The 19,752-nt window shown below is 46.2% G+C and carries 16 protein-coding genes, 1 tRNA gene and 1 riboswitch; of the genes, 15 read left to right on the forward strand and 2 right to left on the reverse strand.

Annotation, left to right across the window (positions count from 1 at the left end; genetic code table 11):
* Positions 1-146: 146 nt before the first annotated feature.
* Positions 147-1,733 (forward strand): Na+/H+ antiporter, encoded by a 1,587-nt coding sequence (locus tag BUR42_RS28530; RefSeq protein WP_074242925.1) that lies wholly within the window; start codon positions 147-149, stop codon positions 1,731-1,733.
* Between the two features lie 42 nt (positions 1,734-1,775).
* Here the strand turns inward: BUR42_RS28530 and BUR42_RS28535 are convergent, their stop codons facing one another.
* A complete protein-coding gene (locus BUR42_RS28535; RefSeq protein ID WP_074243275.1) occupies positions 1,776-4,148 on the reverse strand; it encodes a TonB-dependent receptor in 2,373 nt (790 codons plus the stop codon).
* Between the two features lie 93 nt (positions 4,149-4,241).
* A riboswitch (TPP riboswitch) is annotated at positions 4,242-4,334 on the reverse strand.
* Positions 4,335-4,522: 188 nt separating this feature from the next.
* Between BUR42_RS28535 and BUR42_RS28540 the strand changes: the two genes are divergently transcribed.
* The 6 genes from BUR42_RS28540 (at position 4,523) to BUR42_RS28565 (ending at position 8,502) form a co-directional block, all read left to right on the forward strand.
* Positions 4,523-4,903 carry a single-stranded DNA-binding protein gene (locus BUR42_RS28540; RefSeq protein WP_159442363.1) on the forward strand — a complete coding sequence of 127 codons (381 nt, stop codon included), beginning with the start codon at positions 4,523-4,525 and terminating at the stop codon, positions 4,901-4,903.
* 179 nt (positions 4,904-5,082) lie between these two features.
* A tRNA-Met gene (locus BUR42_RS28545) sits at positions 5,083-5,154 on the forward strand.
* Positions 5,155-5,331: 177 nt separating this feature from the next.
* A complete protein-coding gene (era, locus tag BUR42_RS28550; RefSeq protein WP_074242927.1) occupies positions 5,332-6,204 on the forward strand; it encodes a GTPase Era in 873 nt (290 codons plus the stop codon).
* Positions 6,205-6,225: 21 nt separating this feature from the next.
* Positions 6,226-7,542 (forward strand): ribosome biogenesis GTPase Der, encoded by a 1,317-nt coding sequence (der, locus tag BUR42_RS28555; protein ID WP_074242928.1) that lies wholly within the window; start codon positions 6,226-6,228, stop codon positions 7,540-7,542.
* An 82-nt stretch (positions 7,543-7,624) separates the two neighbouring features.
* Positions 7,625-7,837, forward strand: coding sequence for a hypothetical protein (locus BUR42_RS28560; RefSeq protein WP_074242929.1), 213 nt, complete (start codon positions 7,625-7,627; stop codon positions 7,835-7,837).
* Between the two features lie 98 nt (positions 7,838-7,935).
* Entirely contained in the window at positions 7,936-8,502 is a 567-nt protein-coding gene (locus BUR42_RS28565; RefSeq protein ID WP_074242930.1) for a hypothetical protein, read from the forward strand.
* A 36-nt stretch (positions 8,503-8,538) separates the two neighbouring features.
* On the opposite strand, the gene BUR42_RS28570 is transcribed toward BUR42_RS28565, so the two are convergent.
* Positions 8,539-10,143 carry a S41 family peptidase gene (locus BUR42_RS28570; protein WP_074242931.1) on the reverse strand — a complete coding sequence of 535 codons (1,605 nt, stop codon included), beginning with the start codon at positions 10,141-10,143 and terminating at the stop codon, positions 8,539-8,541.
* A gap of 113 nt (positions 10,144-10,256) precedes the next feature.
* Here BUR42_RS28570 and BUR42_RS28575 point away from each other — a divergent pair, with 113 nt between their 5' ends.
* The 8 genes from BUR42_RS28575 to BUR42_RS28610 all read left to right on the forward strand — a co-directional run bounded on the left by BUR42_RS28575 (position 10,257) and on the right by BUR42_RS28610 (position 19,748).
* Positions 10,257-11,105, forward strand: a complete 849-nt coding sequence (locus BUR42_RS28575; RefSeq protein WP_074242932.1) for an N-acetylglucosamine kinase — start codon at positions 10,257-10,259, stop codon at positions 11,103-11,105.
* A gap of 8 nt (positions 11,106-11,113) precedes the next feature.
* Positions 11,114-11,926 (forward strand): N-acetylmuramic acid 6-phosphate etherase, encoded by an 813-nt coding sequence (gene murQ / locus BUR42_RS28580; RefSeq protein WP_074242933.1) that lies wholly within the window; start codon positions 11,114-11,116, stop codon positions 11,924-11,926.
* A gap of 44 nt (positions 11,927-11,970) precedes the next feature.
* Positions 11,971-12,534: a hypothetical protein gene (locus BUR42_RS28585; protein ID WP_074242934.1), complete on the forward strand. Its 564-nt coding sequence runs from the start codon at positions 11,971-11,973 to the stop codon at positions 12,532-12,534.
* A gap of 104 nt (positions 12,535-12,638) precedes the next feature.
* A complete protein-coding gene (locus BUR42_RS28590; RefSeq protein ID WP_074242935.1) occupies positions 12,639-13,322 on the forward strand; it encodes a succinate dehydrogenase cytochrome b subunit in 684 nt (227 codons plus the stop codon).
* A 14-nt stretch (positions 13,323-13,336) separates the two neighbouring features.
* Entirely contained in the window at positions 13,337-15,310 is a 1,974-nt protein-coding gene (locus BUR42_RS28595) for a fumarate reductase/succinate dehydrogenase flavoprotein subunit (protein WP_074242936.1), read from the forward strand.
* A gap of 32 nt (positions 15,311-15,342) precedes the next feature.
* Positions 15,343-16,092 (forward strand): succinate dehydrogenase/fumarate reductase iron-sulfur subunit, encoded by a 750-nt coding sequence (locus BUR42_RS28600; protein WP_200798383.1) that lies wholly within the window; start codon positions 15,343-15,345, stop codon positions 16,090-16,092.
* A 99-nt stretch (positions 16,093-16,191) separates the two neighbouring features.
* Positions 16,192-17,583 (forward strand): Gfo/Idh/MocA family oxidoreductase, encoded by a 1,392-nt coding sequence (locus tag BUR42_RS28605; RefSeq protein WP_074242938.1) that lies wholly within the window; start codon positions 16,192-16,194, stop codon positions 17,581-17,583.
* A gap of 38 nt (positions 17,584-17,621) precedes the next feature.
* A complete protein-coding gene (locus BUR42_RS28610) occupies positions 17,622-19,748 on the forward strand; it encodes a S9 family peptidase (protein ID WP_074242939.1) in 2,127 nt (708 codons plus the stop codon).
* Positions 19,749-19,752 lie beyond the last annotated feature (4 nt).

A 19,752-nucleotide genomic window follows, 5' to 3' on the forward strand; every position in this document is an offset into this window, starting at 1 on the left:
AGCAATTTCTGGGGCCTTCCCGGACCTTTTAAATGGTAGCGTTGGAACAACAGATTGTTTACGGAATTATTATATGTTATATTAAAGAACAAATTACCTGTATCCGGTGTTTGTCTTTCATATAAGCAATATAAATCCAGGTCTTCATGCATACACTTTTGCCTTTTCTGCTGGCCATGATAGCCGCCATAGTGCTGTTGAATATGTGGGCTGCCAAACTCAAGATTGCTTATCCCATATTATTAGTGGTTGCAGGATTGTTAGTTAGTTTCATTCCCGGCCTGCCAGCAGTTAAAATTAACCCCGATCTTATCTTCCTCATATTTCTTCCACCCTTGTTATTTGCAGCAGCCTGGTCTGTCTCTTTTAAGGAGATGAAGAAATGGTGGCGCATTATCAGCAGTTTTGCTTTCCTTGTAGTATTTTTTACGGCATTCTCTGTAGCATTGGTTACCAGTTACTTCATTCCCGGGTTTACAATGGCCCTGGGGTTTTTATTGGGTGGAATAGTATCCCCACCCGATGCAGTAAGTACGGGAGCCATTACCAGGTTTGTAAAGATCCCTAGATCCACTTCGGCCGTACTGGAAGGGGAAAGCCTGCTAAATGATGCATCTTCACTGATCATTTTCGGTTTTGCATTGGTGGCAGTTAATACCGGGCAGTTTATCTGGTATGAAGCAACGCTTAGCTTTTTATGGATGGTGATTGGTGGTGTAGGTATTGGTTTGCTGTTAGGCTGGGTATTTGTGCAGGCACATAAGCGCCTGCCTACAGATCCACCCTCAGACATAGCACTTACACTCATTGAGCCTTACTTATTGTATTGGATAGCCGAGCAGGTTCACAGTTCTGGTGTATTGGCGGTGGTAAGCGGCGGTTTGTTTATGTCTGGAAGAAGGTTGATCTTTCTGAACAGCGCCAGCCGCATCAAGGGCTATAGCGTGTGGGAAAGTTTTGTATTTATTTTGAACGGTATTGTTTTCCTGATAATAGGGCTGGAGCTTCCGGAAATTGTAGAAGGGCTGCGCTCGAAAGGCATTCCCCTAAGTACCGCCATTGGTTATGGCTTGTTGGTCACAGGCGTGCTGGTTGCAGCCCGGATCCTGAGTTCTTATGCTGCTTTGGTGGCCACACTTGTTTTCCGTCCGGGTGCATTGCCCCGGGCCTCTTCCAGGAGAAGGCAATTGCTGATGCCGTTATTGCTTGGCTGGACGGGTATGCGTGGCGTAGTATCATTGGCTGCGGCATTAGCTATACCGGTGGCTATGGATAACGGTACAGCCTTTCCGCAGAGGAACCTTATATTGTTCATCACTTTTGTTGCGATATTGCTTACACTCGTAGTGCAAGGGCTTACACTTCCCTATTTTTTAACCCGTTCCAGATCATTGAATGGGATATTTGATGATGAAGCAGAAGAAGCAGTCAGGCAGAAAATGAAACAAGGTCTGAAGCAACATGTCTATCAGTTTATTAAAGGTAAATATGATCAGGAACAGATCGATAACGCAGCAGGCCTTGAAAAATTTATGAAGCACTGGGAAGAAAAGGCCAAGGCCGCAGACGATAGCTGGATGAATGAAAGAACGAAGGCCATTTTCTTTGAAGTACTCGAAATCCAACGGCAATACCTTTCAGAACTCAATAAAGATCCGTCGGTTGATGAAGAGATCATCCGCCAGCAATTGTATCAGATTGACCTGGAAGAAGAAAGGTTAAAGATCATGTAACCAAAGCAAATAAAAAACCCGCTGTAGTAGCGGGTTTTAATATTATAAACCGATCCTTATTCCGGCCATAAAATTGAAGCCTGCCATGGGGAAATAAGTGTTCGAAGATTTTACGGTTCCCCCTTCCAGGTAACCATAAGTATAGCCGTTCGGTTCGTACATTTCATTGAACACATTGTTCAGCATCAGTTGCAAACCTAATTCCCTAAAGAGCTTTTGCGGAACGATATAATTGATACGTATGTCGTTTACGAGGAAGGCATCCAGGGTACGTGCTTTATCAGAAGAGTTATCCAGGAACTGGCGGCTCACGTATTTGCCAACCCAGTCAACTGCTAAGCCTGCCAAAGGTTTGAAGCTGGCTGTATAGCCTGCCACCAGGTTAGGGGAGAAGGAAATATCAGATTCTTTATGCGTAACAGGTTTTTGTCCGCCATTGTCCCAATCGTCCAGGAACTCTGTGTAATCGAATACGCGGTTGCGGCTCAAAGCAATGTTCCCTGCCAGAGTGAGCTGGGGGCATAGATTGTAATGCCCATCCAGCTCAAGCCCAAGGCGGTAGCTTTTCGGGATATTGGTTCTGGCGTATGCGCCTACATCGTTGATCTGGCCGGTGAGGACCAGTTGATTGCGGTAGTTCATGTAATATACGTTTGCCTGTATGCCACCTTTCTGGCTGCGAAGCACGTAGCCCGCTTCCAGGTTACGCAGGGTTTCGTGTTTAGGTGCCTGTAATAAGCCTACTTCAAAATCATCCCTGTTTGGCTCTTTATTGCCAATGGCATAGGAAGCATAAAGATGTTGTTTGTCATTCAGCTGGAAGGTAAGGCCTCCTTTAGGATTGAAGAAGTCATAGCGTTCCTTCTGGCGGATCTCCGGATTCTTGCGGAAGCCGTTCAGTTCGTAGACTACATGCCTGTACTGCATGTCTGCAAAGGCTTTCAGTTTTTCTGTGATGGCGTATTCCCCCTTCCAGTAGAAGTTGAGATCTGTTTTGAATGAATTCAGGTTATACCAGCGGTAATCTTTTTCAATGGCTTGTTCTGCCCAGATGATCTTGCCGTAATGTTTGCCGTCATAACGGTTCCAGCCACCGCCTGCACTCCAGTTGAACTTGCCGGTATTGTGATTGACAGAGAATATGCCGCCATAGAAATGATTATCCAGCCATAGCTGACGGATCAGGTCTGTTTCGGTAACAGGGGCACCGTTGATGATGGGTTCCGGCAATCCATAGGTCAGATAGCTCTGGTCCGCAAGATAATTCTCATAATATCCGCGGCCGCGTGTGTAATGCAGGGCTACGTTGAAGTTCAGGTTATTATGAATGGCATGATTAAAGAACAGTTGATAATGGTCCTGCTGGTAGTTATCCGTTTCATTATCATATGGAGTACCTGGTTTTTCGGTACCGCTTGAGTTATATGTTCTGTTAGTTTCCAGGTCTTCTTTTGAAATACCATTCCATGCCTGGTAGGTTTTTTCCTTTCCGGAGAATACGTTCAGGCGGATAGCTGTTTTTTCGGAGATGTATGCAGCAGAGGTATAGAAAGAACGTAAGTCCGATGCAGCTCTGTCAACATACCCGTTAGAGGAGATCTTGGATAAACGCGCATCTACGGTGAAATGCCCGTTGATCAGACCGCTACCGGCTTTCACAGTATGTTTCCAGGTGTCGAAAGAGCCGTAACTGTTATCAATTTCTGCATACGCTTTATCATTGAACTGATTGGTGCTGAGGTTCAGCGAAGCTCCGAAAGCCCCGGCGCCATTGGTAGAAGTACCTACACCGCGTTGCAGTTGTATGCTGTTTACAGAAGAAGCAAAGTCGGGCATATTCACAAAAAAAGTACCCTGGGATTCCGCATCGTTCACCGGAATACCATTAACGGTAACATTGATACGGGTGATGTCGCTGCCACGTACCCGCAATCCTGTGTAACCTACGCCGGCACCTGCATCCGAATTAGTTACTACGGAAGGGAGTTGATTCAGTAGCAGTGGCAGGTCCTGCCCGAGGTTCTGCCTGGTAATATCTTCTTTACTCAGTTCTGATTTGGTAAAGGGAGCATTCCTGCCTGCACGCAAACTGGAGATCTCTACCGGTTTTACAAAGAGGCCTGTTTCCTGCAAAGCAATATTTAACTCCGTTGTTTTCTGTTGTACTTTAATGCTTTCCTGTATAGTAGTGAAGCCCAGGAAGCTTGCCTGCAGTGTATAAGAACCATGCCCGGGAACAGTGATGCGGTATTGCCCTTTGGGATCTGTATGTGTACTGGAGCCGTTGTAAATGGAGATGCTGGCGCCTTCCAGCGGTTTGCCTGATGTTTTGTCTGTTACTACGCCGGTGATAACAACCTGCGCCTGTGTAAATACAGACACGCACAGCAGTACTAAAAGCATGAATTTTTTCATGGTAGATCCTGTTTGTTCAAATAATTCAAAATGATGCATAGCCATAGTAGCACAGTGTGTGCTGCAATGGTCAAACTATCGTAAACAGGTAAGGAAAACGTCACTTACCTTTCCTAAACAGCATTACCTGGTCAGGTTCAACGGGTGTAATCTCAGCCTGATAGTAAGGCACCCCGAGGTGAAAAGGATAAGCAGCGCTTATCCGGTTTCTGCTGCAAAGGTAGACACACAGCAGGAATTCTGCGCAATTTTTTTTTGAAATGTTTTTTTCCATTATCTTCATCCCGTTAATCCAGGAACAGTACTCCCCATATATTTCCAGCAGAGATCATTTTGAGAAACAATTATTGTTAACCGAAACAATCATTTATCAAATGATCAAACTTCAAATCATCGGCCACCTTGGCAAGAATGCTGTGCAGAACACAGTGAACGGAAAACAGGTCCTGAATTTTAATGTCGCACACAACGAAAGGTACAGGAACGCGCAGGGCGTTCAAACAGACCGGACGGTCTGGGTAGATTGTGCCATGTGGTATCCCAATGCGGTGGGACCTTATATGCTGCAGGGTACTTATGTATTCGTGGAAGGCGTTCCTGTGGTGGACACGTATAACAACAATGCAGGAGGGGTAACCGCGGTACTGAAATTAAGGGTTACAGACCTGAAATTACTGCCGGGTGGTTCGAGAACAAATGGAAGCAGAACGGTGGAACCGGAGGTGGAAAATCCGGCAGATGACCTGCCGTTTTAAACAGTGGCCCGACTGTGATCTCTTTACATATTATACTTACTCATTATTACATGTTGTAAAAGACTTCCTTTGTAAGGCCCGGCTGGCAAGCCTCTTCACGGATACGGCTGAATTATTTTTCGCCAAAGGATGAAAAATATTTGGTGAGTATTAAAATTCGTTTACCTTTGCACCCACATTGCGAGGTAGAGCAGAGGTAGCTCGTCGGGCTCATAACCCGAAGGTCAGAGGTTCGAATCCTCTCCTCGCTACAAAAAAGTAAAGAGGAAGGCTGAAACGCCAACGGCGCAAAAAGTTCAATCCTTACAAAAGTAAAAGAGATCACAGTCTCCAAACTTCTAAAAAGTTAAAAAGCCGAAGCAATTCGGCTTTTTTTATTTGTACTAAATTGCACCCACAGCTTAGGTCACACGTAAAAATCAGATAGTATGCATCGTGCTGGATTTGTAAACATCTTCGGTAAACCGAATGCCGGAAAAAGTACCTTGCTCAACGCATTGTTGGGCGAAAAGCTGGCTATTGTAACCCCGAAGGTGCAAACTACCCGGCACAGGATCATGGCTGTGGTAACAGAACCCGGCTACCAGATCGTATTCTCTGATACCCCCGGTATCATTGATCCCAAGTACAAGATGCATGAGAAAATGATGGGTGCCGTACGTTCTGCATTGGAAGATGCGGATGTAGCCCTGCTGATGATGGAGGCAAAAGATAATGTGGAAGAATGCCTGGCGATGTTTGATTCCCTTAAGCTGAAAGCCACCTGCCTGCTGGTGATCAATAAAATGGATGTGCTGGAACAGGCTGAACTGGATGCATTGATCGAACGCTGCAAAGCATGGGGCAAAGCCAAAGCTGTGATCACCATTTCTGCCCTGCAGAAAAAGGGACTGGATGTGCTGTTAAAACAGATCCTCGAATTCCTGCCGGAAAGCGAGGCTTTTTACCCGGAAGACACGCTCACAGATCGTTCTACACGTTTCTTCGTGGGAGAGATCATCCGTGAAAAGATCTTTTTACTCTTCGAAGAAGAGATACCATATCATACGGCAGTGCTGGTAACACAGTTTGAAGAAAAGACCACGCTGACCAAGATCTCCGCAGAGATCATCGTTACCCGCGAAACACAAAAGGGAATCATCCTTGGCGAAAAAGGGAAGTCTATTAAAGAAATAGGTTCCAGGGCAAGGGTGGATATAGAAAAGTTCCTGGACCGTAAAGTGTTCCTGGAATTACATGTGAAGGTGCGCCCCAAATGGCGCGACAACGATCTGTATCTGAAAGAATACGGATTGATTTAAGTACAATTTAAATAGTATAATATGCCTGGTTTTACAGTAGCAATTGTAGGCCGCCCGAACGTAGGGAAATCAACTTTGTTTAACCGTTTGCTGGAGCAGCGGAAAGCTATCGTTGATGACTCCAGTGGGGTAACCCGCGACCGGCAGTACGGGATCGCTGAATGGAACGGTAAGTCCTTCAACGTGATAGACACTGGTGGTTTTGTTGCCAAAAGCGAAGATATATTTGAACGTGAGATACGTAAACAAGTGAAGATCGCCATGGAAGAAGCCAACCTGGTGCTTTTCATGTGTGATGTTACAACCGGTATCACAGACCTGGATGCTGATGTAGCAGATCTGCTGCGCCGCTCCAATAAACCTGTTTTCCTGGCAGTGAATAAAGTAGATAACCATGAGCGCCAGCTGGAGGCATCAGAGTTCTATGGACTGGGCTTTGAACACGTGCATTTCCTTTCTTCCATGAGCGGAAGCGGCACGGGTGAGTTACTGGATGAAATAACCGCGCTGATCAAAGAGGATGATGAACAGGCGGAAGGCCCGGACAGCGATATTCCAAAGATTGCTATCATCGGTCAGCCGAATGTAGGTAAATCCTCCCTGCTGAATGCACTCATAGGAGAGGAGCGGAACATTGTTTCAGACATTGCCGGTACCACCCGCGATACTATTCACACCAGGTATAATCTCTACCAGAAAGAATTTATCCTGATAGATACCGCCGGTATCCGTCGTAAGAATAAAGTGCATGAGGACCTGGAGTTCTATTCCGTGATCCGTGCCGTAAGGGCTTTGGATGAAGCAGATATCTGTATGCTGCTGCTGGATGCCGAAAAGGGCATCACCGCACAGGATATCAGTATCTTCAGCCTGGCCGCCCGTAAAGGAAAGGGCATTGTGATCCTGGTAAATAAATGGGACCTGGTGGAAAAACATACCAATTCCGCCCGCGATTACGAAAAGGAACTTAAAGAACGTATTGCTCCCTTTACGGATGTTCCCATCGTTTTCACCTCCGTACCTGAGAAACAACGGATTTTCAAGGCGATAGAAGTGGCGCTGGACGTGTATGAGAACAGGAAGCGTAAGATCCAGACCTCCAAGCTGAACGAGATAATGCTCAAAGCCATAGATGCGTTCAAACCACCAGTGGTAAGAGGCACCCCTATCAAGATCAAATATGTAACGCAATTACCTACGCATACCCCTGCTTTTGCTTTCTTTGCCAATTTGCCGGACGATATAAAAACGCCCTACAGGAACTACCTGGAGAACAAATTGCGCGAAAACTTTAATTTTCAGGGGGTTCCACTGAAGATTTTCTTTAGAAAGAAGTAGTTCAGTGCATATTATATAAAATTATATTTTGTATAATAAGAATTTTGCATAACTTTGCGGCGATTTAAAACACAAAATCAACATGAAAAAATTATTCGTATTAGCTATCGCTACCGGTATGTTTGTTGCTTGTAACAATGCTTCAACTTCAACTACTGATTCAACTACAACAACAACTGATTCTTCAGCGCTGAACGCAGCTCCTGCTGTTGATTCTGCTGCAACTGTTGATTCTGCTGCTCTGGCTCCGGTTGATTCTGCTGCTGCTCACGCTGATAGCACTCACAAGCACTAAGCTAAGCTTACAGAAAGTATATGGTCCTCCCGGTGCAAACCGGGAGGATTTTTTTTTGGCATACCTCTTGTTTTATGGGAGCAAATTTTACCGTTTGAATGAAAAAGCTCCTGATTACCTTTTTACTGCTGGCTGGTTTCCAGTCTTTTACAACAGCACAGGAAACAGCCCCCGGCCACCCCGACAAAGATTTCAAGTTTCAGTTCCCGGGCACAAACCTGCATGGCCTGGCACAACTTCCCCAGCCGCGCAGGGATAGCATGCTCCTGGCCTTTACTAAATTCGATCCAGCTCAGATCTCCTTTTCCGGTACCGGTATTTCGGAATCCCTGCAAAAGCAGTTCAGGTCCGTGTTATTGGAAATGATGGAAGTGGTGAAGAACGTGATCAAAGAGCCGGCTACCGTATCAGATATGGAAAAGAAGATGAATGCCCTAAGCCGGAAAATGGAGGGCTTACAGGAGGATATGGCGTATGAAATGGAACTGGTTGAACTGAAGAAAGAGTATGAGGAGGATGTAAAACAAAGAATGAAGGAATATGAGGACGGAAAATATGAAACGAAAAAGGAGAAAAAGGTAGCAAAGAGAGAATTGGACCAGGAGCTGCGGGACAGGAAACATGAATTTGAGGAAGACAGGATAAGACTACGCAAAGAGCGATAAAAAAAGCGGGTGCATCGTTTGATACACCCGCTTTTTTTATTTCAGTTTCTTTACTTCTTCTACTGCTTTTAAGATCACCGGATCATCTGTATTACTCACCATATAGAATCCTTCACTTCGCCATAATTGCCTTGCCAGCAGGGCTTTGATCCTTGTTCTTATTTCTGTCTCATCCTTTGCATTCATTTTAGCAGTGCTCACCTTTGCAGCTTCGGCATGTGCCTTGAAGGCATTAAGTAAACTATTATCTACCTGGAATTGCTGATTGAAAGCCGGAGCATCCTTGTATTGTTTGAATGATGCTGCATTGGCAGTATAATATTCATAGATAAAATCACCAAAGATATTACGTGTGTACAGTTCCGTTAGGAAAGGAGAGTAACGTGTAGTATCAAAAGGCAGGAATACATCCGGCATGATCCCTCCGCCTGCATACACTGTTTTACCACCCGCTGTTTCATATTTGATGGTATCTACCGGGCGGATGCTGTCGCGGTTCAGGAATTCACCATGATTAAAGCGGTTGGTGATATCTTCGTCATAAGCTTCGCGGCCGTTCTGGTAGCTCTTTTGAATACTCCTGCCGGAGGGGAGATAATAACGGGCAATGGTCAGGCGCAAAGTGCCGCCATTGCTGAGGTCGAAAGGTTCCTGCACCAGGCCTTTGCCAAAAGTACGGCGTCCGATGATCTCTCCGCGGTCCCAATCCTGGATAGCGCCGGAGAGTACTTCACTTGCAGAGGCTGAACCTTCATCCACGAGGATGGTGAGGCCGCCTTTCTCAAATAAACCGGGTTTGCTGCATTTATAATCCTGCCTGGGTGAGCTTTTGCCCTGGGTGTAAACGATCAGTTTATTACCATCCAGTAGTTCATCTGCTATGCGGGTAGCCGCATCCAGCAAACCACCGCCATTCTGGCGAAGGTCTATGATCAGTTTGTCCATGCCTTCTTTCTGCAACTTGCGCACAGCCTGTACAAACTCTGTGTAAGTGGTAGCGGAGAATTTATTGATCTTGATGTAACCGGTGCCGGGAGCAGTCATATAAGCTGCATCCACGCTGTATAAAGGAATAACCCCTCTCTTGATATTCACGTCCACCTTTTTGCTTCCACGCAGCATGGTAGCTTTCACGATGGAATTACGTGGGCCGCGTAAGAGTTTCCGGATCTTATCGTTGGTTATATTTTTACCTGCAACCTGGATAGTATCGTCCACCAAAAGTATCTTATCTCCGGTGAGCACACCTGCCAGGTCTGAAGGGCCGCCGCTGATCACATTCATGATATTTACCGTGTCGCGGATAATATTGAATTCAACGCCTATCCCTTCAAAATTACCGTCCAGGTCTTCATTCACAGCCTGCACTTTGGCGGGCGGGATATAAATAGAGTGGGGGTCCAGGTGGCTGAGCAATCCTTCAATGGCTTCTTCCTGTGCATCACCAAGGTCCAGCGTATCCACATACTTATACTTCAAAAGGTCCATAACCTCCTGTAATGATCCCCGTTTATTGGCGAAAAAGATGGCGGAATCGCTATTGCGCGCGGCCGGCATCTTATGCCCCAGGTACATACCCAGTGCTAACACCAGGGCAAATAACAACGGCAGGAACACTTTTAACTTTCTATTGTCCGACATATGATTTTTTAAATCGTTGACAGGGAAACCCCTTTTGCTTAACTTGTGACAAAAATAGCACATTCATAAGCAAAACATCTACATCTATTCTTTAATTTCATAAACGATCGGATATGGCTTCTAAAGTTAAGCTGGTAGCGGATAGCGGTTCAACAAAAACGGAATGGTGCCTGATGGACGGTAAGGAACGCCGCACGTTCTTTACACAGGGTATGAGCCCTTATTTCCTGACGAGTTTGCAGATTGAGGAACTCGTACGGGCGGAACTGTTACCACAGCTGGGTGATACCATGCCTGATCTTGTTTTCTATTATGGAACAGGCTGTGGTACGGAACAGAACCGTAAGCTGGTACACAAAAGCCTTCACGGTATATGGCCTCATGCTAAAATAGAAGTGAATCACGACCTGATGGCAGCAGCCCGGGCGCTTTGCGGCCATAACAGTGGAATAGCCAGCATCCTGGGAACCGGTTCCAATTCCTGTTATTACGATGGAAAGGAGATCGTGAAGAACAATCCCGGCCTGGGTTTTATCCTGGGAGATGAAGGCAGTGGCGCATTCCTTGGCAAAAAAGTAGTACAGTACTACCTTTATCAAACCTTTGATGATGAAATGCGTTTCCGCTTTGAGCAGAAATTCAATGTCACGCAGGCAGATATACTGGAGAGTGTTTACCGCCAGCCACTCCCGAACCGTTACCTGGCTTCATTTACCCCTTTTCTCGCAGAGAACCGCGGGCATTATATGATTGAAAATATACTGGAAGACGGATTGAATGAATTCTTCTTCACACATCTTTATAAATACAGTGAAAGCTGGACGAGCCCTTTACATTTCACCGGAAGCATCGCATGGCACTTCCGCGATATCCTGGAAGAACTGTGCCAGTTGTACGAATTGCAGCTGGGCAGGATCCTTAAAAATCCTATGGATGGGCTGGCCGTTTATCACGAGGAATAAAATCAGATATGGCATTTACTAAAGTAACCGAGCAGGCAAGCAATTATCATCACCTGGAAACTATGAGCATCCGGGAAGTATTGACCAACATTAATAGCGAAGACAAAACCGTTCCCCTGGCTGTTGAAAAAGCCATTCCACAGATCACCGAACTTACTTCCGCCATTGCAGACAAAATGCTGGCAGGAGGCCGTTTGTTCTACATGGGTGCCGGTACCAGTGGCCGCCTTGGCATCCTGGATGCTTCCGAATGCCCGCCCACATATGGTGTGCCGCAGGGATTGGTAGTAGGATTGATAGCAGGTGGGGATTCCGCTATCCGCAGAGCAGTAGAGAATGCGGAAGACGACAGGGAACAGGGCTGGAGAGATCTGCAGCAATGGGCCATCAGCGATAAAGATGTAGTGGTAGGCATTGCTGCCAGCGGGAGTACTCCTTATGTACTGGGTGCGCTGGAGGCCTGTCAGAAACATGGTATTATTACAGGCAGCATCAGTTGTAACCCCGGATCGCCCGTATCCCAATTTGCAAATTTTCCCATAGAAGTGGTGGTAGGCCCTGAATTCGTAACCGGCAGCACCCGTATGAAAAGCGGTACGGCGCAAAAGCTGGTATTGAACATGATCTCAACAACCGTAATGATCCAGCTGGGCAGGGTGGAAGACAATAAAATGGTGAACATGCAGCTCAGCAATGAAAAGCTGGTGGACAGAGGGGTAAAAATGGTAATGGAAGAGCTGGAACTGGCTGACTACGATGCTGCTAAAACCTTACTGCTGGAGTTCGGCAGCGTAAAAAGGGCAGTGGATAGCAGACAATAAAAAAATTCCTAAATTGCCCTCCGGTAAACAGCTTTTGAACGATCATGCAGGACATAGAACCATTCTATAACTGGCGGCATTTATATACGGCCGAAGAGGATGAACTCTCTCCATTTTATGGACGGGAGTACAGCGAATTTGAATATTCCAATACCATATATAATTATTACATCCATCCCCAGTGGGATGATTTTGGCGCCCCTAACCTATACATGAAGATCCTGTTTGTAGATTATCAGTTCAACTATGCCATCATAGAATTGATGGGGGAATGGAACGATGCGGTGGAAAATAATATCATGACCCTGAAAAGGGATATTATTGACCTGATGACTGCCCAGGGGATCTATAAGTTCATATTCATAGGGGAGAACGTACTCAATTTCTATTCCTCCGATGATTGTTATTATGAGGAATGGTGGGAAGATATCCGTGATGAAGGTGGCTGGATAGTACTCCTCAATACCCCTCGGCAAACCCGGGATGAGTTCGAGAGCGCCCGGCTTTACAATTACGTACATCTGCTGGATGAGCCCAAGTGGCGAACTTTTTTACCACAGCACTTGTTTAATCTGGTAGATAACAGCATGATGAAGCTACTAGAATAAGCCTTTTTAGTGATAAATATCATTTTGTTTTAATTTTTCATCTATTAAATTTGCCCGACATTTCACTTATTTATTCATACTAAAGGAAGCTTAGAACGTATCTTATGAAATGGTCGCAATTCTTCAATACCTCTATTGGTAAAAAATTGCTGGTAGGTGCTACCGGTTTGTTCCTGTGCTCGTTTGTGATCGTGCACCTGGCCGGAAACATCGCATTGCTCAAAGAAGACGGAGGTGAAGCCTTCAACACGTATGCGGCCTTCATGGGTCATAATCCCTTAATTCAGTTCATCGCATGGGGGTTAAAGATCATCATCATCGTGCACGCATTCCTGGCTATTCAGCTTACTATTCGTAACAGAGCAGCACGCCCAGTTAAATACGCGGTGAAGCCCGGTAACAAAACTTCTTCCTGGTATAGCCGCCAGATGGCTGTCATGGGCAGCATCCTCTTTATCTTCATTGTGATCCACCTTGCTCAGTTCTGGTGGAGGATGCATTATGGGGAAATGAACGTTGCGCTCTATGAGGGCAAAGAGTACGGCAACCTCTACGAGGTGGTGTGGTTTGCTTTTAAAGAATCCTGGATCGTGGCGCTTTATGTGATCGGTATGTTCGCATTGGCTTTCCACCTTATCCACGGCTTTAAAAGTTCCTGCCAGACCTTTGGCCTGAATCACAAAAAGTACAATGGTATCATCAACTTCATCGGGGTTTGGTTATTTGGTGTATTGATCCCGCTTGGTTTTGCTGTTATCCCTGTAGTTATTTACATTAAACAAATCTGATAAAGCTAGGATATATGTTAAACGCAAAGATTCCTGCAGGCCCAATGGAAGCTAAGTGGGCAGACTATAAAAGCCACGTTAAACTGGTGAATCCGGCTAACAAACGTAAGCTGGAGGTAATTATAGTAGGAACCGGTCTTGCCGGAGCCTCTGCTGCTGCTGCTTTGGCTGAACTGGGGTATAAAGTAAAAGCGTTTTGTTTTCAGGATAGCGCCCGCCGTGCACACAGTATTGCTGCACAGGGAGGTATCAATGCTGCAAAGAATTACCAGAACGACGGGGACTCTGTTTTCCGTTTGTTTTATGATACAGTGAAAGGTGGTGACTATCGTGCCCGTGAAGGAAACGTTTATCGCCTGGCGGAAGTGAGTGCTGCCATCATTGACCAATGCGTGGCGCAGGGTGTTCCCTTTGCCCGTGAATATGGCGGATTGCTCAGCAACCGTTCTTTTGGTGGTACACAGGTACAACGTACTTTCTACGCCGCCGGCCAAACAGGTCAGCAATTATTGCTGGGTGCCTATTCTGCACTGCAGCGCCAGGTAGCATTAGGTAACGTGAAATTATACAGCCGCCACGAAATGCTGGATGTGGTAACGATCGACGGAAAAGCCCGTGGTATCATTGCCCGTGATCTGATCAGTGGTAAACTGGAAAGGCATTTCGGCCATGCCGTATTGCTTTGCACAGGTGGTTATGGTAACGTGTTCTACCTGTCTACCAATGCCATGGGTTCAAACGTAACAGCAGCCTGGAAAGCGCACAAACGTGGCGCGTACTTTGGCAACCCCTGCTTCACACAAATTCACCCAACCTGCATACCCGTTTCAGGAGATCATCAGAGTAAACTCACCCTGATGTCTGAATCCCTGCGGAACGACGGACGCATCTGGGTTCCAAAGAAAAAAGACGACAACCGGAAAGCTGTTGATATTCCCGAAGAAGAAAGGGATTACTACCTGGAAAGAAGATACCCTGCGTTTGGTAACCTCGTTCCCCGCGACGTGGCTTCACGTGCAGCAAAAGAAAGATGTGATGCCGGCTATGGTGTAGGTACTTCTAAAATGGCCGTATACCTGGATTATGCAGATGCTATCGTACGTTATGGTCAGATCGAAGCCAGTAAGAAAGGCCAGGATCACGCCAGCAAAGAAGATATCATCACATGGGGTAAAGCAGTAGTAGCCGAGAAATACGGTAACCTGTTCGACATGTACGCCAAGATCACCGGCGAAAACCCATATGAAATGCCCATGCGTATCTACCCTGCGGTACACTATACCATGGGTGGCCTCTGGGTGGATTATGAACTGATGACCACTGTGCCTGGTTTGTATGCACTGGGAGAAGCTAACTTCTCAGATCACGGTGCTAACCGCCTTGGTGCTTCCGCATTGATGCAGGGGCTCGCAGATGGTTACTTCGTAATTCCTTACACTATTGGTAACTACCTCGCTGATGAAATTCATACCAAACCTATTCCGCTGGATCACCCTGCTTTCGTGGAAACAGAGAAAGCTGTACAGGATCAGCTGAACACCCTGATGAACATCAAAGGCGAACATTCCGTAGACCACTTCCACAAAGCCCTCGGCAAGATCATGTGGGACAAATGCGGTATGGCCAGGAATGAAGAAGGACTGAAAGAAGCTATCAAAGAAATACAGGCGCTGAAAGCAGAATTCTGGAAGAACGTAAGGATTCCGGGTAGTCAGCATGAATTCAACCCTGAGTTGGAAAAAGCTGGCCGTGTGGCAGATTTCATTGAACTGGGTGAACTGATGTGCATGGATGCCCTGCAAAGAAGGGAATCCTGCGGTGGTCACTTCCGTGAAGAATCACAGGAAGATGGCGGAGAAGCTTTAAGGGACGATAAGAACTTCCAATTCGTAGCAGCATGGGAGTATAAAGGCCCAAGCAACTTTGAATTGCATAAAGAAGCCCTGGAGTTTGAGATCGTGAAACCAACCCAGCGTAATTACAAATAAGGTTTGATAAGGAAAACATAAATCATTTCATTATGAAGCTCACATTAAAGATTTGGCGTCAGCAAAACACCCAGGCTAAAGGGAAGTTCGAATCCTACGAGGTTTCGGATGTTTCCAAAGACATGTCTTTCCTGGAATTGTTTGATGTGCTGAATGAGCGTTTGATCAACGAAGGCAAAGACCCGGTTGCATTTGATCACGATTGCCGTGAAGGTATCTGTGGCGCATGCTCTATGTATATTAATGGCCGTGCACACGGTCCCTGGAATGAAACAACTACCTGCCAGTTACACATGCGTGCATACAACGATGGCGATACCATTGTTGTAGAACCCTGGCGTGCAGCTGCTTTCCCTGTGATCAAAGACCTGACGGTAGACCGTTCAGCATTTGACCGCATCATCCAGGCTGGTGGTTACATCTCTGTAAACACAGGTAATGCCGTAGACGCCAACGCTATTCCTATTGATAAATATGATGCGGATAATGCATTTGCAGCAGCAGCCTGCATTGGTTGTGGCGCCTGCGTGGCAGCTTGTAAGAACTCTTCTGCGATGCTGTTCACTTCCGCCAAAGTATCTCAACTGGCTTTATTGCCACAAGGGCATCCTGAACGTAAGCAACGTGCTATGGACATGGTAGCCCAGATGGATAAAGAAGGTTTCGGTAGTTGCACCAACACCGGCGCCTGTGAAGCAGAATGCCCCAAAGGTATTTCGCTCACCAACATCGCCCGTTTGAACCGTGAGTTCATCGGAGCCGGTTTGAGCTCAGAAAAGTAATTTGTATCACAAATTCAATATGGTTAAGCAAAAAAAGGCGCCCTCTCAGGAGCGCCTTTTTTATTATCTTGGTACTGAACCCAATAACTTGAACAGAATATGTCAGATAATTCCCGTCGTAAATTTATCAAGCAACTAGGCAGCACAGCAGCATTAATAGGAGCAGGTTCCCTCAGTGGCCTGGCGGCTGATCCTGCAAAGCAATATATCATTCAGCCCACCAAACACAATGTCAGCCCGAATGATAAGATCCGTATCGCAGGTATCGGTATGGGCATCATGGGCTTTGGAGATGTGAGCACAGCCCTGAAAGTACCGGGTGTGGAACTGGTAGCCGTGGCCGACCTGTATGATGGCCACCTGGAAAAAGCTAAAACCGTGTATGGTAATCATATTTTCACCACCCGCGACTATCGTGAGGTACTGGAGCGGAAAGATGTGGATGCCGTGATCATTGCCACACCGGACCATTGGCATGATACCCAGGCTATTGCAGCCATGGAAAAAGGCAAAGCGGTATACTGCGAAAAACCCATGGTGCAGCAGATCGAAGAAGGCCATAAAGTGATTGCAGCACAAAAACGTACCAAAATGGTACTCCAGGTAGGCAGTCAGCGTGTAAGCAGCATTGCCCTGGCAGAAGCCAGGAAACGTTACCTGGCAGGGGATATCGGGCAACTGAACATGGTGGAGGCTAAAATGGACAGGCACAGCGCATTGGGCGCATGGCAATATTCCATTCCTCCGGATGCCTCCCCAAAAACAATTGATTTTGACACATTTCTGAAAGATACGGCCAAGCTGCCCTTTGATCCCGTACGCTTTTTCCGCTGGCGGAATTACAAGGCCTATGGCACCGGTGTTCCGGGAGACCTCTTTGTACATCTCATCACAGGTTTACACTTCATGACAGGCTCCAAAGGCCCTGAGCGCATTTTTGCCAGCGGCAATCTTGTACAATGGAAAGATGGCCGGGATGTACCGGATGTAATGGTAGCCGTATTTGATTACCCCGCCACCAAAGAACACCCTGCCTTCCAGATGACGCTGCGGGTTAATTTTGCCGATGGCAGCGGGGGAGGGGAATATACCCGCCTGATCGGAACGGAAGGAGTGCTGGAAATGGGATGGAACGATTTTAAGCTCAAACAGCATAAAGTACCCAAAGCACCGGGTTATGGTGGCTGGGATACCTATAATACTTTCACCAAGGCCCAGCAGGAGGAATATGTGAAACAATACAATGCCAAATACAGCGCAGCAGATCAGGCTGAACACAAGCCGGAAGAGTCTGTTTATAAGGCCCCTGCGGGTTATGATGATCGTTACGACCACTTTGTGAACTTCTTTGAGTCCATCCGCAACGGTAAACCCGTTGTAGAAGATGCAACCTTTGGTTTACGCGCTGCCGGCCCGGCTTTGGCGGTTAATGAGAGCTATTTTAAGAAGAAGGTGATCAATTGGGACCCGGAGAATATGCGAATTATCTGATTTATCGTTAAATTCAGTGATCCTAAACCTGTATCAATATGAAGCATTATGTTTTCCCGCTACTTGCCGTTACAACCATAATGGCTTGTAACACCACCGAAAAAAAGAAAGAGCAAATGAATGTGACGCCGCCGACAGTTGAAAAGATCAAAAAGGAATTAACGACTAACGGAGATACCCGTATCGATAATTATTACTGGCTCAATGAACGCGAGAACCCAAAAGTGATCGCATACCTCACTGCAGAGAATAAATACCTGGACACGATGCTGTCTCCCGTGAAGGAATTCAGGGGAAAGCTGTATGAAGAAATGAAAGGCCGCATCAAGGAAAAAGATGAAAGTGTGCCTTATTTCGAAAACGGTTACCTGTATTACACCCGCTTTGAAGAAGGAAAGGAGTATCCTATTCACTGCCGCAAAAAAGGCAGCAGCAGCGCTCCTGAAGAAATAATGCTGAATGTGAATGATATGGCAAAAGGCCATGAATTCTTCAACGTGTCAGGCCTGAATGTTAGTACTGATAACAAGCTGCTCGCTTATGGCGTGGATACAGTCAGCCGTAGGAAATACACCCTGTATGTAAAGAACCTGGAAACAGGTGAACTACTGAAAGATGTGATTGCCGAAACAACCGGTGGTTCCACCTGGGCGAACGATAACAAAACATTGTTCTATACCCGTAAGAACCCCACCACGCTTCGTTCTGAAAGGATTTTAAAACACCTGCTGGGAACAGAAGCAGCTGCTGATAAAGAAGTATACTTTGAAAAGGATGAAACGTACAACACCTACGTGTATAAGACCAAATCAAAGAAATACCTCGTGATCGGCAGCGGCAGTACGCTTTCTTCCGAATACCGTATCCTGGATGCGGATAAACCAGAGGGAACATTCAAAGTATTTCATCCCCGTGAAAAGGATATGTTGTACGACATTGATCACAGAGGGGATAAATTCTTTATCGTTACCAACTGGGAAGCAAAGAATTTCCGTTTGATGGAATCCCCGCTGGATAAAACTTCCAAAGAGAACTGGAAAGAAGTGATCCCTCACCGCAGCGATGTATTACTGCAGGGCCTGGACCTCTTTACAGATCATATGGTACTCAGCGAACGTAAGAATGGATTGTCCCAGCTGCGGATCATCAACACTACCACCAAACAGGAACACTATCTTGATTTTGGCGAACCGGCATACGTAGCCTACAGTGGTGCCAATCCGGAAATGGATTCTAAAATACTGCGTTACGGATACACTTCCCTCACTACGCCCAGCTCCACTTTTGATTACAACATGGATACAAAAGAAAAAGAGCTGAAGAAACAACAGGAAGTGATCGGCGGATATGATCCGAAGAATTATGTAACAGAAAGACTGATGGCGAAAGCTACAGACGGCACAATGGTACCCATCTCCCTGGTCTATAAAAAAGGATTTGAGAAGAACGGACAGAAACCCTTGCTGCTCTATGGTTACGGTTCTTACGGTAACTCCATTGAACCAACCTTTTCTTCCAACCGTATCAGCCTGCTGGACCGTGGATTTTGTTATGCTATTGCACACATCAGAGGCGGACAGGAAATGGGAAGGCAATGGTATGAAGATGGAAAGATGTTTAAAAAGAAGAACACTTTTACGGACTTCATTGATTGCGCAGAATACCTGATCGCACAGAAATTTACCAGCAAAGAACATCTCTATGCCATGGGCGGAAGCGCAGGCGGATTACTGATGGGTGCTGTGGTAAATATGCGGCCTGATCTCTGGCATGGCGTGGTAGCTGCTGTACCTTTCGTAGATGTGGTAACCACTATGCTGGATGAAAGCATTCCTTTAACAACCGGTGAGTTTGACGAATGGGGTAATCCAAAGAACAAAGATTCTTACGATTACATGAAGTCTTATTCTCCTTATGATAATGTAGAAAAGAAAGCATATCCTAATATGCTGGTAACAACCGGCCTGCATGATTCCCAGGTGCAATATTTTGAACCTGCCAAATGGGTGGCCAAGTTGCGTGAACTAAAAACAGATAATAACCTGTTACTGATGGAAACCAATATGGAAGCCGGCCACGGCGGTGCTTCCGGAAGGTTTAAAGCCATTAAGGATGTTGCATTGCAATATGCCTTCCTGCTTCACCTGGAAGGGATCGACAAATAACCTT

It is taken from the genome of Chitinophaga niabensis (assembly GCF_900129465.1).
GTDB lineage: Bacteria > Bacteroidota > Bacteroidia > Chitinophagales > Chitinophagaceae > Chitinophaga > Chitinophaga niabensis.

Coding starts and splice junctions, on each gene's coding strand:
- BUR42_RS28600 (WP_200798383.1), top strand. CDS start 15,343: ATGAAGCTCACATTAAAGATTTGGCGTCAGCAAAACACCCAGGCTAAA.
- BUR42_RS28540 (WP_159442363.1), top strand. CDS start 4,523: ATGATCAAACTTCAAATCATCGGCCACCTTGGCAAGAATGCTGTGCAG.
- BUR42_RS28565 (WP_074242930.1), top strand. CDS start 7,936: ATGAAAAAGCTCCTGATTACCTTTTTACTGCTGGCTGGTTTCCAGTCT.
- era (WP_074242927.1), top strand. CDS start 5,332: ATGCATCGTGCTGGATTTGTAAACATCTTCGGTAAACCGAATGCCGGA.
- BUR42_RS28590 (WP_074242935.1), top strand. CDS start 12,639: ATGAAATGGTCGCAATTCTTCAATACCTCTATTGGTAAAAAATTGCTG.
- BUR42_RS28605 (WP_074242938.1), top strand. CDS start 16,192: ATGTCAGATAATTCCCGTCGTAAATTTATCAAGCAACTAGGCAGCACA.
- BUR42_RS28595 (WP_074242936.1), top strand. CDS start 13,337: ATGTTAAACGCAAAGATTCCTGCAGGCCCAATGGAAGCTAAGTGGGCA.
- BUR42_RS28570 (WP_074242931.1), bottom strand. CDS start 10,143: ATGTCGGACAATAGAAAGTTAAAAGTGTTCCTGCCGTTGTTATTTGCC.
- BUR42_RS28610 (WP_074242939.1), top strand. CDS start 17,622: ATGAAGCATTATGTTTTCCCGCTACTTGCCGTTACAACCATAATGGCT.
- BUR42_RS28530 (WP_074242925.1), top strand. CDS start 147: ATGCATACACTTTTGCCTTTTCTGCTGGCCATGATAGCCGCCATAGTG.
- BUR42_RS28575 (WP_074242932.1), top strand. CDS start 10,257: ATGGCTTCTAAAGTTAAGCTGGTAGCGGATAGCGGTTCAACAAAAACG.
- BUR42_RS28535 (WP_074243275.1), bottom strand. CDS start 4,148: ATGAAAAAATTCATGCTTTTAGTACTGCTGTGCGTGTCTGTATTTACA.
- der (WP_074242928.1), top strand. CDS start 6,226: ATGCCTGGTTTTACAGTAGCAATTGTAGGCCGCCCGAACGTAGGGAAA.
- murQ (WP_074242933.1), top strand. CDS start 11,114: ATGGCATTTACTAAAGTAACCGAGCAGGCAAGCAATTATCATCACCTG.
- BUR42_RS28560 (WP_074242929.1), top strand. CDS start 7,625: ATGAAAAAATTATTCGTATTAGCTATCGCTACCGGTATGTTTGTTGCT.
- BUR42_RS28585 (WP_074242934.1), top strand. CDS start 11,971: ATGCAGGACATAGAACCATTCTATAACTGGCGGCATTTATATACGGCC.